Source organism: Paenibacillus rigui (assembly GCF_002234615.1).
GTDB lineage: Bacteria > Bacillota > Bacilli > Paenibacillales > NBRC-103111 > Paenibacillus_S > Paenibacillus_S rigui.
Window position 1 is genome coordinate 1 of record NZ_NMQW01000040.1, and the last position, 12,429, is coordinate 12,429.

Here is a 12,429-nt window from a genome sequence, read left to right on the forward strand (position 1 = left end):
CAGTTTTCAAAGGGCAATCTTCTGCGTATCTTGTTGTCTTGCCATTCTCTCGAACAGCAGGAACATCAATTTACCACATTTACTATTCATATTGCAAGTGTTTTTTTCATCTTTATTTTTCAGCAAAACTCAGACGAAGCATTCACTTACTTTCTGCTAGTTACTATCGTAACAGCAGCGAGATTTAATTTAACACATCTACTTTAATAATGCAAGCAATTTGTTTTTTCCATTCAAGGGATGTTCCACGAGCTCAGAAAACCATTTTACTTGTCCCAGCCAATGGCCGGAATAGTAATTTACCACGTATGGTTTCGAAATGCAAGCTTTTATGAATGGAATGTTCATCCACCTGCCAGCTCAACAAAATCTTCATATCTATTTGACTTCTATTTAACACCCGGGACTTACACTTAACGAGGCAGTAGGTTCAGCGCTATACTCTGCCGTCAATGAAATAAGGAGTGAAAGTGATGAGTCTTATAAAAGAAGATCTCGGACTAGCGTCAGCGAAGGCACAAGAGATCCAGCCAGAGAAGGCCAGACGTACCGCCAGCCTTCGAACCTTACATCTAAGAGAGGCATTACTGAGCTATGTCTTTCTCGCACCTTCTCTGCTGCTGTTCGGTGTGTTTCTTTTTTACCCGCTCGTTAAATCGGTTTATCTGAGTCTTCAATTAACGGACCCTCGCGGCCGTGTAGCGGCCTTCGCCGGCCTGGATAATTTCAGCGAGCTGTTCGCATCGGAAAAGTTTTACCAGAGTCTGAAAGTAACGCTTTCGTTCACGCTGCTCACGGTACCGACATGTATCATCCTGGCGCTGCTGCTGGCTGCCTTATCACATAATAAGCTGCGCGGCATGCGGGTGTTTCAATTCATTTTCTCGCTGCCGATCGCTATTTCGGTTGGAACCGGCTCCGTCATTTGGATGATGCTCTATCACCCGAGTGTCGGCATTCTGAATTATTTACTCAGCTTCGTCGGCGCATCCCCTGTTGGGTGGCTGACAGATCCGGCTTGGGCTCTCATCTCGGTCTCCATCATGACCATATGGATGAATCTTGGCTTCAATTATATTGTGCTGCTGAGCGGCTTGCAGGGCGTACCGGAAGATATTTATGACAGTGCCAAAATCGACGGCTCCGGACCTGTACGTACATTCGTCCAGCTGACGCTTCCCTTGATCTCGCCGACCCTCTTTTTCACAGCGATCGTTTCAATCATCGGAGCCTTTCAATCGTTCGGCCAAATTCACATTCTGACCAAAGGCGGGCCGATGAATACGACCGACGTCGTCGTGTACAACATTTATCAGGATGCATTCGTCAATTTCCGCTTCGGGATGGGGAGTGCGCAGGCGCTTGTCCTGTTCGCCATAATTCTAATTCTTACATTGATTCAGTTTAAATTTTTTGAAAAGAAGGTGCACTACCAATGACCTCACGCCTGCAAAGCACCTTGGTCTATATCGTACTTATTGCTGCAGCCGCCTTGGTGCTGTATCCGATTCTGTTCACGGTATCCGCAACGTTCATGACGCCTGCAGAATCGTCGGCTTATCCGCCAAAGCTCGTTCCAAGCGGGCTTTACTGGGACAATTTGCTTAAGGTTATCGGGATGGTGCCTATCTTCAAATTCATCTCGAACAGCTTTCTCATTTCCACCGCCATCATGGTCGGTCAGGTGCTCACGGCTAGCTTGGCGGCTTATGCATTCGCCTTTCTCCGTTTCCCTGGCAAAAGCGTGCTGTTCGCACTATTCTTATCCACCATGATGATTCCATGGGAAGTTACGATGATCCCGAATTATTTGACGGTCAAAAGCTGGGGCTGGCTCGATACGTATCAAGGACTGATCGTCCCCTTTCTTGCTTCGGCGTTCGGTACGCTCCTGCTGCGGCAGTTTTTCCTGCAGCTTCCGTCGGAGCTGTTCGAGGCAGCCAGAATCGATGGATGCGGTCATTGGCGGAGCTTTTTCCGGCTCGTGCTTCCGCTGTCCCGTCCTGCGCTAGCTACGCTGAGCGTATATTCCTTTTTGACCCATTGGAATATGTATTTGTGGCCTCTGCTCATCACGAACGGAGAAAAAATGCGCACGGTGCAAATCGGCATCAGCATGCTGCAGTTTGAAGAAATGACATCCTGGAATCTTGTACTGGCGGGTGTCACGCTCGTTATGCTGCCTTCTCTTCTCCTGCTGGTTCTGGGCATCAAGCAATTGGTACGAGGTATTACGGCAGGGGCCGTGAAGGGCTGAAAGGACTGTAAAAAGGAAATAGTGCCTCCTTTTCGGGAGGCTCTATATATAAAAAACTTTTTTAAAAGGGAGAGAAGTTTCATAATGAAGAACTGGAATAAAAAAAGCCTTATCCTGCTTTGCCTCGCTTTCGTGATGCTGTTTATGGCGGCATGCGGAAACGGCGGAAGCCAGCCTGCAGCAGGCAGCGACAATAAAGATGCAGCGAAGCCCGCAGCAAACAAAGAGCCGGTAAAGGTCGTATGGTGGCACTCGATGAGCGGTGAGCTCGGCAAAGCAGTGGACAAGCTGGTGGCCGATTTCAATGCATCGCAGAAAAATGTCGTTGTTGAAGCGGTTTTTCAAGGCACTTATGATGAGAGCTTGAACAAAATGAAAGCATCGATGGATTCCAAAAGCGGTCCGAGCTTGATTCAGGTTTATGAAATCGGCAGCCGGTTCATGATCGACTCCAAAGCCATTACTCCGATGCAAAAATTTATCGATCAAGATAAATATGACTTGTCCCAGCTCGAAGAGAACATTCTGAACTATTACAAAATTGACGGCAAGCTGAACGCGATGCCTTTCAACACTTCCAATCCGATCCTGTACTACAATAAAGACATGTTCAAAGCAGCCGGTCTGGATCCGGAAAAAGCACCGACAACGTATGAGGAAGTTGCTCAAGCCGCTAAAGCTTTGACGAAGGACGGTAAAGTCGGCGGTTCATTCGCCATTTACGGCTGGTTCATGGAGCAGTTTCTGGCCAATCAAGGTGCGGAGCTGCTGAATAACGGCAACGGACGCAAAGGGCTGGCTACCGAATCCATGGTTAACAGCGATGCGGCTGTAAAAACGTTGACATGGTGGAAGCAAATGGTGGACGATAAAACATCCTTGAACCTCGGACGTAAAACAGACGATACGAAAAAAGCGTTCCTGGCCGGTCAAATCGGCATGACTTTGGATTCTACAGGCTCTTTGCGCGGCATTGTAGACGGCGCCCAAGGCAAGTTCCAGGTCGGAACTGCGTATTTGCCGAAGCCGGCTGATGCAAAGGACGGCGGCGTGATCGTTGGAGGCGCAAGCTTGTACATTCTGAACAACCGCAGCGAAGAAGAGCAAAAGGGCGCTTGGGAATTCATTAAGTTTTTGGCAGAGCCTAAGCAGCAAGCCTACTGGCATGTAAACACAGGCTACTTCCCTATCACGAAAAAAGCTTATGACGAGCAAACCGTGAAAGACAACCTGGCCAAGTACCCTCAGCTGAAAACAGCGGTAGACCAGCTTCACGCTACTAAAGCGAATACGGCAACACAAGGCGCGGTAATGGGTGTATTCCCTGAGGCCCGCCAGTTGACGGAAGGCGCTATTGAAGAAGTATTAAACGGCAAAAAGCAGCCGAAGGAAGCTTTGGACGGCGCCGCGAAGGAAATTACAGCTAAGATCGCTCAGTACAATAAGACGGTAAAATAGTAACATAAACATAGTTCTCCTCCGTGCTGCGCAGCGAATTTTGTGTGGATTCATCCGATTTGCAAAGGAGCAAGCGTAAAATATTTTTTAAGCAAAAGAAGGCGTTTCTAATCCACGCTTGGTGTGGGAGGAGCGCCTTTTTTTTCATGGAGACGCCTTATAAGCTTCTCTCGACTTCTTTCCCATCTTCCTGATAAACCACCCCTAACGGAGCTGGATGCACTGGGGCCTCAGTGGAGCGTCCCTGTACCGGCGTCTGATTGTGCTGCGGACTATCGTGTAAGGCCAACAGCTCTGCAAACCAGGCACGTATGAGCTTTGTGAGTGCATCCGGATTTTTCGTCGGAATCTGATGCTTGGCTCCGGGAATGTAATGCAGTTGGCTGTCCGGAAGCTGTTGGTGCAAAATTCGCGCATAGCGATGAAAACTTCGATCCTTTTCACCGTATACAAGCAGGACTGGAACATGAATATCCCGAAGCCGGCTCGTGCAATGATACTGGCAGCAAGCCTCAAAGTATTGGTGAAGATGAAGCCGGTCGCCAACGACGGCACATCGGAGCAATTCGCGAAAGGTGCGGTTCGTATCCGCATTTCCCCAGGTGATTGCAGCGGTTAACAGCTTGGTCGCCTTCAGCTTGGCAAAGACCGATGCCGCCCAAGCTCTGCCTATATTATACAAATCCGTCATTTCAGACATGGAGCTAATTAGAATTCCTCCGAGAAACCGGTCGGGGTATCGAAGCATGGCCTCCATCGCTACGCTCCCGCCCGTCGAATAGCCGCAAAGATAAGCCTGATCCAGATCAAGATGATCCATGAGGGCTACAATATCTTTTGTAATCAAGGTATAGTCCAATTTAAGGCTGGAGGGCTCGCTTCGTCCATGGCCTCTAACATCGAACGTTATAATACGGCATATAGGTGCAAGCTGCTGCTTTTGATAGTTAAATATTTCTCCTGTTAATAATGGCGGATGAATGCAAATCAGCGGTGTTCCGTCACCGGCCGTCTCATAATGCAGCTTTACCCCGTTCACTTCAGCCATCGGCATGGGCTTTCACCTCGTTTACTGTCATTTCTACCTAGGGTTCCCGATCTCTCAAAGAACATGCGATTCTGACCGATATCTCGGTTCAAAGCATTCCAATGACCGAAATTCAGGTGGTATACTTGTATATAAAAAAACTGGATAACCCTTGTGAAGGAGATTTGTATTGATGCCGTTATCACCCGAGGAGAGAAGCGGCGGCTGGCCGCTGGCAGGCATTCACTTCATCCGCAGCACCCAAGCCGGAAAAGCCCGATGTGAGCCGGGCTGGCACTGGCGCCCCCAGCCTCTGACCGATTACGATCTATGGTATGCCATGTCCGGCAAAGGGCGGATGGTCATCAACGGAGAGAGCTATCCTATTGCCAAAGGCACCTGCTTCCTCGTACGTCCCGGCGATAAGCCGGAGGCGGTACAGGATTTGGAGGACCGGTTGACTGTCATATTTATTCATTTTAGCGCTATCGATTCACTTCAAGGAAATCCGTACGACCCGAAGCTTATGCCGCAAAGGTGTACACGCATTGGCGACACATTCTTTTTTGAGGTGCTGCTTAACCGTCTCCTGCAAACCATTCACGGGGATGGCCCCTGGTACGAGGCTGAATTTCAGCTGCTGCTTTCCCAACTGCTGCTTCATTTATTCAGGGGACAATTGGACGACGATTCGGCTTCCACCGGGAAGCATAAACAGTTAATGAACCGTGTAATCGGTTACATTCGGGAGGATCTCGGCAGACGGATGTCCCACGAGGAAATTGCCGAGCAGGTGCAGCTATCTCCGGAATATTTGAGCATTTTGTTCAAAAAACATACCGGCACGTCCATGAAGGAATATATGACGAAGGCCCGTCTGGAAAGGGCGATGCACCTGCTGATGGAAACGCCGATGAATGTCACGCAGGTATCCGAGGCTTTAGGGTATTCGAATGTGTATTTATTCAGCAAGCAGTTCAAGGAGCATTACGGCTCTCCGCCATCCGTATTCAAATGGAAGTCCCAGCCCTCCGAAGCGCATAAATCACCGAACCCATAAATTTGCATATCGGTTTAAGTATAAAAAATTGCAGGATGCGGCCATTCAGTGAACGCCTTTCTTTCGATACCATAGAGATAGTTAATGAAAGGGAGGCATGCTAACGATGGCAAGTAAAGCCGAGGATAAAGAAGCGCTATACGCCTATAAAACCGAGGAAGAGCAGCAGCTGGCGCGAACGATTGCAGATACGCTGTACCGTTACGATGCAGTGGCGACGGACCGTCTGGCCAAGCTAAGCGAGTTAACGGATGCGCACGTAAAACAGTTTTGGGAGCAAGGGTACCTCGTCGTTGACGAAGTGTTGAACGCGGAGGAAGTCGCCTCAGCGTTGGAAGCATTGATGGACATCCTATACGGACGCTCCCAAGGGTCGAAAATTCAGTTCGTGAAGCCGAGATCCGAGCTTCATTCGGAAGAGGAAATTGAGCTTGCCGCCCGCAAAATCCATGATTATGTCGCGCATGAACCGAGACTTAAAGCGATTGCGGATCATCCGGATGTGATGGCGGCTATGGCCAAGCTGTTCGGTGAAGGCGCCCGTCTTGCCCAGGATCAGGCTATTCTCAAGCCTCCGACCGGTGGAGCGGAAAAGCCATGGCATCAGGACATGGCCTACGGCAACCTCGCCTATGACCAATCCGTCATCGGTCTTTGGCTTGCCTTGGACCCTGCGGAATTAGATAACGGCTGTATGCACGTTATCCCTTATTCACACCGGGAAGGGGCCGTCCCCCATTACGCGGTCCGGGATTGGCAGCTTTGCGATGTAAGCGTTCACGTCGAGCGCGACGTCGCTGTGCCTCTGAAGCCGGGCGGCGCTCTCATCTTCTCCGGACTGCTTCATCATGGGACTCCACCGAATTTCTCGCTTAAGCGCCGCCGTGCCCTGCAGCTGCACTACGCATCAGAGTCGGCCAAAAAGCTGACCCCGCAGGAATACAAGAAAATGTTCACAAACGAGATGACCGGGGCAGAATGTTAACCCTAAGTCATCCACCAAACCCTACAAGCATTCTTCTATAAAATACGAAGAAGCGCCCCTATTCCAGCTTTATGAGGAAGGGGCGCCTTCTTTCGTATTTGAACATGCGCGACAATGGAGCCGCAGCTTATCCAGTGGCCACCCCTTATCGGCGGTGGCTTTTTGTTCTACACCTCTACAATGATCCGGCCCTTGAGCTGGCCGCTCAGGATGGATTCTACGGCCTCCGGCACTTGCTCCAGACTGATCCGACGTGATCCGATACGATCTAGGTGACCCGTTGGCTTCAGGTCCTTTGCCAGCCGCTCCCATAAGGCATAGCGGCGTTCCAGCGGGAAGTATACCGAGTCGATGCCCAGCAGGCTGACGCCCCGCAAAATAAACGGGTGCACCGTCGTCGGAATATCTCCGCCTCCGGTCAGCCCGCTGACGGCCACCGCGCCTCCATATTGAATGGAGGCGAGAATAAACGCAAGCGAGCGGCCCCCGACCGGGTCCACCGCTGCGGCCCACGCTTGCTTCTCCAGCGGCCTGACGGCCTCCCGCTGGAGCTCGCTGCGCGAAAGCACCTCTTGCGCTCCCAGCTCGCGCAAGTAGCTCTGCTCCGCCGCCTTGCCGGTGGAGGCTGCTACGCGGTAGCCTCGCGCCGCGAGCAGCGCAACGGCGAAGCTGCCGACGCCCCCGGTGGCGCCGGTCACCAGCACGGGGCCTTGGCTCGGCTCAAGGCCGTGCCGCTCCAGCGCGTCGATGGACATCGCCGCGGTAAGGCCAGCCGTGCCGACAGCCATCGCCTCGGCAGGTGACAGCTCCGGCGGCAGCGGAACCACCCAATCGGCCGGTACGCGGGCCCATTGGCTGTAGCCGCCGAAGTGCGACACCCCCAGGCCAAAGCCGGTCACGATCACGGCTTGCCCGGGTTGGAACTGCGGAGCTTCGGAGGATATGACCGTGCCGGCCAGATCAATACCCGGAATGTGCGGGTAACGCTGCACAATTCGGCTTTGGGGCTGAACCGCCAAAGCATCCTTGTAGTTCAGGCTCGAATACTGTACCCGGATCAGCACCTCCCCCTCCGGGAGATCCTGCGCATTCATTTCCTTCACGGTGAGCTGAAACCGTTCCCCTGCGGCACCCTGCTCCGCGACCAGCGCGCGAAACGTTGACAGATGTGGAGCCATCTTTTGTCACCCCTTTGGCAGATGGATTGATTAATGATATTAAGGTTACGGTATCCAATTCAATTGGGTGAAGTCTTCGTATTGTCGTCAATCTCCCGCTCCAGCGCATACAGCAACGCTTCCAGTGCCTGCAGCGTCTGCAAATCCGTCACGTCTCCTGCTGCATTCAGCTTTTTGCTGACCATCGGAATCATCAGCGTGGCCCCTTCCGCGATCTTCGCGGTAAGCATCTTTAGTGTAAGCAGCAGCGAGGCATGCGCCTTATCGCCGCCGAGGGGGTTAGGGGAGGCACTGATAGCGGCCGTCGGCTTATCGTAAAATTCGCCTGAGGATACAATCCAATCCAGCGCATTCTTCAAAGAGCCTGGAACCCCATTGGCGTACTCCGGTGTGCAGATTAACACGCCGTCCGCGGCGCGAAGCAGGGAACGCAGTTCTTTTACCGGGGCGGGCTCAGCATCCCCTTCCAAATCCATTTCAGGGTTAAAGTGCGGAAGTGTGCCCATTCCGTTGTACATAGTGAACTCGAACCGATCGTAGCCGATACGGGCAGCCGCCTGCAAAATCGCCGTATTGGACGACTGCTGCCGAAGACTTCCGGAGACCGCCAATATTTTTTTCTTGTTCATTTCCTTCTCTCCCCTATCCTTTTATTGGCTTGCTAAAAAAAATACGCCATCAATAGAGCTGGGTGTTCAATTGAATATTCTCGAGGTTTCCCCGTACGCTCTGCAAAAAAGAGCCGCATACCGTGCCATTCAGGATGCGATGATCGAGCGATAAGCATAAATGAACCATGGATCGAACAGCAATCATTTCATCGAGAACAACCGGCTTATTAACGATGGACTCGAATGTTAGAATCGCTGCCTGGGGCTGGTTCACCGTAGGATAGGAGGAAATCGAGCCGAATGAGCCTGTGTTGTTGACGGTAAAGGTCCCGCCCTGCAAATCTTCCAGCTTCAGTCTGCCTTCACGCGCCTTCCTCGTAACCTTGTCTATTTCAATGGCCAGTCCGGCAATACTCAACCGGTCCGCTTGCTTCAGCACCGGAGCCCATACCGCATGCTCTGTCCCTACAAGCAGCGATAGATTCACGTCTTTTTTTACCATTATTTTATCATTAACGTAGATGGAATTCATCAGTGGATGTTCCTTAATCGCGCATACCACCGCGTTCACAAGAAAAGGCAAGTACGTCAGGGCGACACCCTCCTGCTGCAGGAAGCGCTCCTTCGCCGCATGGCGCAGCCGAACCAGGTTCGTCACATCCGCTTCCATCATCATAAAAGCATGCGGAACCTCCGACAGGCTCCGGCGGGTACGTTCGGCAATCGTTCTTCGGATGGGCGTCACGTCAATAGTATAGTCTTCATGCTGTTCCTCAGACATGTTCAATACGGATCCCCCTTTTTTCAAATAAATTAGTAACTGATATTAATACCAGGTTATAATTTTACTTTATTCCAAGTATTGTCATTTGTCAATTCGGAAGGTTTAACAAAAAAAGCCTAGCCAGACCACGTAAAGTCGGTTGGCTAAGCTCCTTTGCAGATGGACTCGTTCTCCATCATCGGGCTGATTCCATTGTTATTTTTTCTGTAAATTGGCGTTCCGGTCGCCGATCGTTACCGTAATTTCCTTCTGCTCTCCATTGCGGATGATAGTCAGCTGCATTTTGTCCCCAACCTTGGCTGCCTGCACCTTCTTGGTCAGCTCGGTCGTGCTTGTAATTTTGGTTCCATCTGCGGCTACGATGACATCGTATTGGCGAAGACCCGCTTCAAAACCAGGCGTTTTGGGCTGGATATCGGCAACCAAAGCTCCATCCGTATTTTTCAGATTCAACTCGGACAGCATATCATTTGTAAGGTTTTGCAGACTAACCCCGATATAAGGGGACGGCTCTTTCGGAATGGTTACGTTATTCTTCAGGTTTTCCAGTACAGAGCTGATCGTGCTGGTCGGGATAGCAAAGCCGATCCCTTGCGCTTCCGAATTGACCGCGGTATTGATACCGATTACCTCACCGTTCATATTCAGCAGCGGCCCGCCGGAGTTGCCCGGATTGATAGCGGCATCCGTTTGCAGCAGATGCTTGTAGTTGCGGGTTCCTTTGTCATCCGGGATGCTGATCGGACGCTCCTTCGCACTAATCACGCCGGAAGTCACCGTGTAGTCAAAATCATACGGGTTCCCGATAGCTACAACCCAATCCCCTACTTGCGTATTGTCCGAATTGCCTATCGGCAGTGTCGGGAATTCTTTGTCCCCTTCAATTTTCAGCACGGCCAAATCGAGATCGTAACTGTTGCCCAGCAAGGTCGCCTTGAACGGCTGGTCATAGCCTTGGACTGTCACTTCAATCTCGGCTGCCCCATCCACAACGTGCTCATTGGTCAAGATGTAGCCGGACGATTGGAATATGAAGCCGGAACCGATACCTCCCGGCTGCAGGCTGTTCGAGTCTTGACCGGAGCCCCCCTGCTGACCTTGCCCGCCCCCGTTATTGCCGAAAAACTGCCGGAACAACGGGTCGTTAAACATCGAGCTGCTGCCGGCATTTGCTGCTTTTACTTTCGTTTCGATTTTTACGACGGCCGGGCCTGCCTGCTTGGCGATGTCTGCGACACTTCCGTTCGTTATCGTATTCAACGAAGCGGTTTTGGCTCCGCTGCCGTTGGACGAGCCCGCAGTCGACGATTGCTGGGTCGGTGCCGCTGCGGCGCTGTTCCCTGTGAAGAGATTATACTTGTCTGCCGCGAACATCAGGCTGCTGACCACCAAGGCTCCCGCCATAAAAGCGGCGAAGGTGCTTATAAGAGCGCTCCGCTTTTTACCAGGACCTTTACCGCCGGAGTTCAAGCTGACTTCCCCCGAATATCCGAAAAATCGGCCCGGACGCTGCGGCGTCACATCGATCGGCTCCTTGGTTCTGTTCTCGTTATCCGGCTCGTGACGGTATACCTCTGATGTTGATGCGCCTTTATAAAAATAGTTATATTGTTCATCATTGCGATTGTTATCCATGATTGTACCCTCCCATTTAGATCGAATCTATGAAATGATGTATTGGCCACTGGCTATGATCTAATATTGCAGCCTGAACCTTAAAATCGCTTTAAAATAAGCTAAATGGGAGGTAAAGAATTGGGCACACCGCAAAAAAGCTGCTCGGCAGCTCGTGCCGGCAGCTATCTTTCTAGAAACGCATAAGCTCTTACAGCTTATTAAATACTTCAGTCAATACAGGAACGATCTGCGATTTACGCGATACAACGCCTTTCAGCACAGCCTTGTTGTCTGCCAGCGTCACGTTGTAAGCTTGCTCTACCGCGGATGCCTTGTTGCCAAGCGCTACAGCGATGGAATCGTTGTTCAAAATATCCGTAACGACGAATACGAACAAATCCAAGCCTTTCTCGGCAATAATACCGGAAAGAGCCGCCTCCAATTCGGCTTGACGGGACAGCACATCGTTCACGTCAACCGCATTGACTTGTGCGATCTCCACTTTGTAAGCGCCCATGGAAAATCCCTTGGAATCCAGCGAGATCAGCTGGCTGATCGATTTGTCGCTCAGGTCTGCTCCCGCTTTCAGCATGGACAAGCCGTAGCTTTCCAAATCTACGCCGGCGATGTCCGCCAATTCACGGGCTGCAGCTACGTCCTGCTCCGTGCAGGTCGGTGATTTCAGAAGCAGCGTATCGGAGACAATCGCGGACAGCATCAAGCCCGCAATTTCTTTGGTTACGGCTACGCCGTTTTCCTTGTACAATTTATTCAAAATCGTTGTGGTGCAGCCTACAGGCTCCGCGCGATAGTACAACGGATGGCTTGTTTCGAAATTCGCGATGCGGTGATGATCGATAACTTCCAGCACACGGACTTGATCGATATCGTTCGCGCTTTGCTGACGCTCGTTGTGGTCGACGAGGATAACGCCCTCTGCTTCACCTGCTACAGCTTCCACAAGACGAGGTGCAGCAACCTTGAAATGATCCAGCACGAACTGGGTTTCACTGCTGATATTGCCCAGGCGAACCGCCTCTACGTCAGCACCCAGTTTGCTTTTGAGGTCTGCATAGACCAATGCCGAGCTGATTGAATCGGTGTCCGGATTTTTATGTCCGAAAATAAGAATTTTTCCCATGTCGATGACTCCTTGTCCTTGGTATGAACGAGACAGCGTCCCGCAATAATAGTTTTCCCTCTATAGATTATAGCGTCAAAGCCTCCTTATTCCAATTCCCTTACAGAGAATACTTTTTGACCACCCTTCTTACCAAGGATAAACGACTTAGCCGTCTTTCAAGATAGCACACGTTTGTCAAGGTAGACGAAGGTTGAGAACTTATACTTTTTTTATCTGAATCAATTTCATAAATTGAATGCCTTGAGCAGCTTGAGTTTTTAAGACATGAAAAAAGGAGAACCTCCCCAAATCTCGAAGTGTTTAGGACG

General features: G+C 51.0%; 11 protein-coding genes and 1 pseudogene. 6 read left to right on the top strand and 6 right to left on the bottom strand.

Going from position 1 to position 12,429, the window contains the following annotated elements; genetic code table 11:
- The 4 genes from CF651_RS32680 to CF651_RS24525 all read left to right on the top strand — a co-directional run.
- Positions 1 to 207: hypothetical protein (locus CF651_RS32680; RefSeq protein ID WP_218827872.1), on the top strand; the 207-nt coding region annotated here is incomplete at its 5' end.
- A 266-nt stretch (positions 208 to 473) separates the two neighbouring features.
- On the top strand, positions 474 to 1,439 hold the full coding sequence (locus CF651_RS24515) for a carbohydrate ABC transporter permease (RefSeq protein WP_094017523.1): 966 nt from the start codon (positions 474 to 476) through the stop codon (positions 1,437 to 1,439).
- Positions 1,436 to 2,257, top strand: coding sequence for a carbohydrate ABC transporter permease (locus tag CF651_RS24520; protein ID WP_094017524.1), 822 nt, complete (start codon positions 1,436 to 1,438; stop codon positions 2,255 to 2,257). The genes CF651_RS24515 and CF651_RS24520 overlap by 4 nt, the downstream gene beginning before the upstream one ends.
- A gap of 84 nt (positions 2,258 to 2,341) precedes the next feature.
- Positions 2,342 to 3,715 carry an ABC transporter substrate-binding protein gene (locus CF651_RS24525; protein ID WP_094017525.1) on the top strand — a complete coding sequence of 458 codons (1,374 nt, stop codon included), beginning with the start codon at positions 2,342 to 2,344 and terminating at the stop codon, positions 3,713 to 3,715.
- Positions 3,716 to 3,872: 157 nt separating this feature from the next.
- On the opposite strand, the gene CF651_RS24530 is transcribed toward CF651_RS24525, so the two are convergent.
- Positions 3,873 to 4,769: an alpha/beta fold hydrolase gene (locus CF651_RS24530; RefSeq protein WP_094017526.1), complete on the bottom strand. Its 897-nt coding sequence runs from the start codon at positions 4,767 to 4,769 to the stop codon at positions 3,873 to 3,875.
- Between the two features lie 166 nt (positions 4,770 to 4,935).
- On the opposite strand from CF651_RS24530, the gene CF651_RS24535 reads away from it, so the two are divergent.
- Together CF651_RS24535 and CF651_RS24540 are read left to right on the top strand one after the other, a co-directional pair.
- Complete coding sequence (locus tag CF651_RS24535) at positions 4,936 to 5,802, top strand: AraC family transcriptional regulator (RefSeq protein ID WP_094017527.1); 867 nt, start codon at positions 4,936 to 4,938, stop codon at positions 5,800 to 5,802.
- A 106-nt stretch (positions 5,803 to 5,908) separates the two neighbouring features.
- The gene (locus CF651_RS24540) at positions 5,909 to 6,787 is read left to right on the top strand and encodes a phytanoyl-CoA dioxygenase family protein (protein ID WP_179232974.1); all 879 of its coding nucleotides are present in this window, start codon (positions 5,909 to 5,911) and stop codon (positions 6,785 to 6,787) included.
- Positions 6,788 to 6,954: 167 nt separating this feature from the next.
- Here CF651_RS24540 and CF651_RS24545 read toward each other — a convergent pair whose 3' ends face one another.
- The 5 genes and pseudogenes from CF651_RS24545 to CF651_RS24565 form a co-directional block, all read right to left on the bottom strand.
- Entirely contained in the window at positions 6,955 to 7,953 is a 999-nt protein-coding gene (locus CF651_RS24545) for an acrylyl-CoA reductase family protein (RefSeq protein WP_425436320.1), read from the bottom strand.
- Positions 7,954 to 8,024: 71 nt separating this feature from the next.
- Positions 8,025 to 8,594: an NADPH-dependent FMN reductase gene (locus CF651_RS24550; RefSeq protein WP_094017530.1), complete on the bottom strand. Its 570-nt coding sequence runs from the start codon at positions 8,592 to 8,594 to the stop codon at positions 8,025 to 8,027.
- Positions 8,595 to 8,643: 49 nt separating this feature from the next.
- Positions 8,644 to 9,336, bottom strand: a pseudogene (locus CF651_RS24555) (2-oxo acid dehydrogenase subunit E2); the annotation flags it as partial.
- A 219-nt stretch (positions 9,337 to 9,555) separates the two neighbouring features.
- Entirely contained in the window at positions 9,556 to 10,995 is a 1,440-nt protein-coding gene (locus CF651_RS24560) for a S1C family serine protease (protein ID WP_094017531.1), read from the bottom strand.
- Between the two features lie 190 nt (positions 10,996 to 11,185).
- Positions 11,186 to 12,118, bottom strand: a complete 933-nt coding sequence (locus tag CF651_RS24565) for a manganese-dependent inorganic pyrophosphatase (RefSeq protein WP_094017532.1) — start codon at positions 12,116 to 12,118, stop codon at positions 11,186 to 11,188.
- Positions 12,119 to 12,429: the final 311 nt, after the last annotated feature.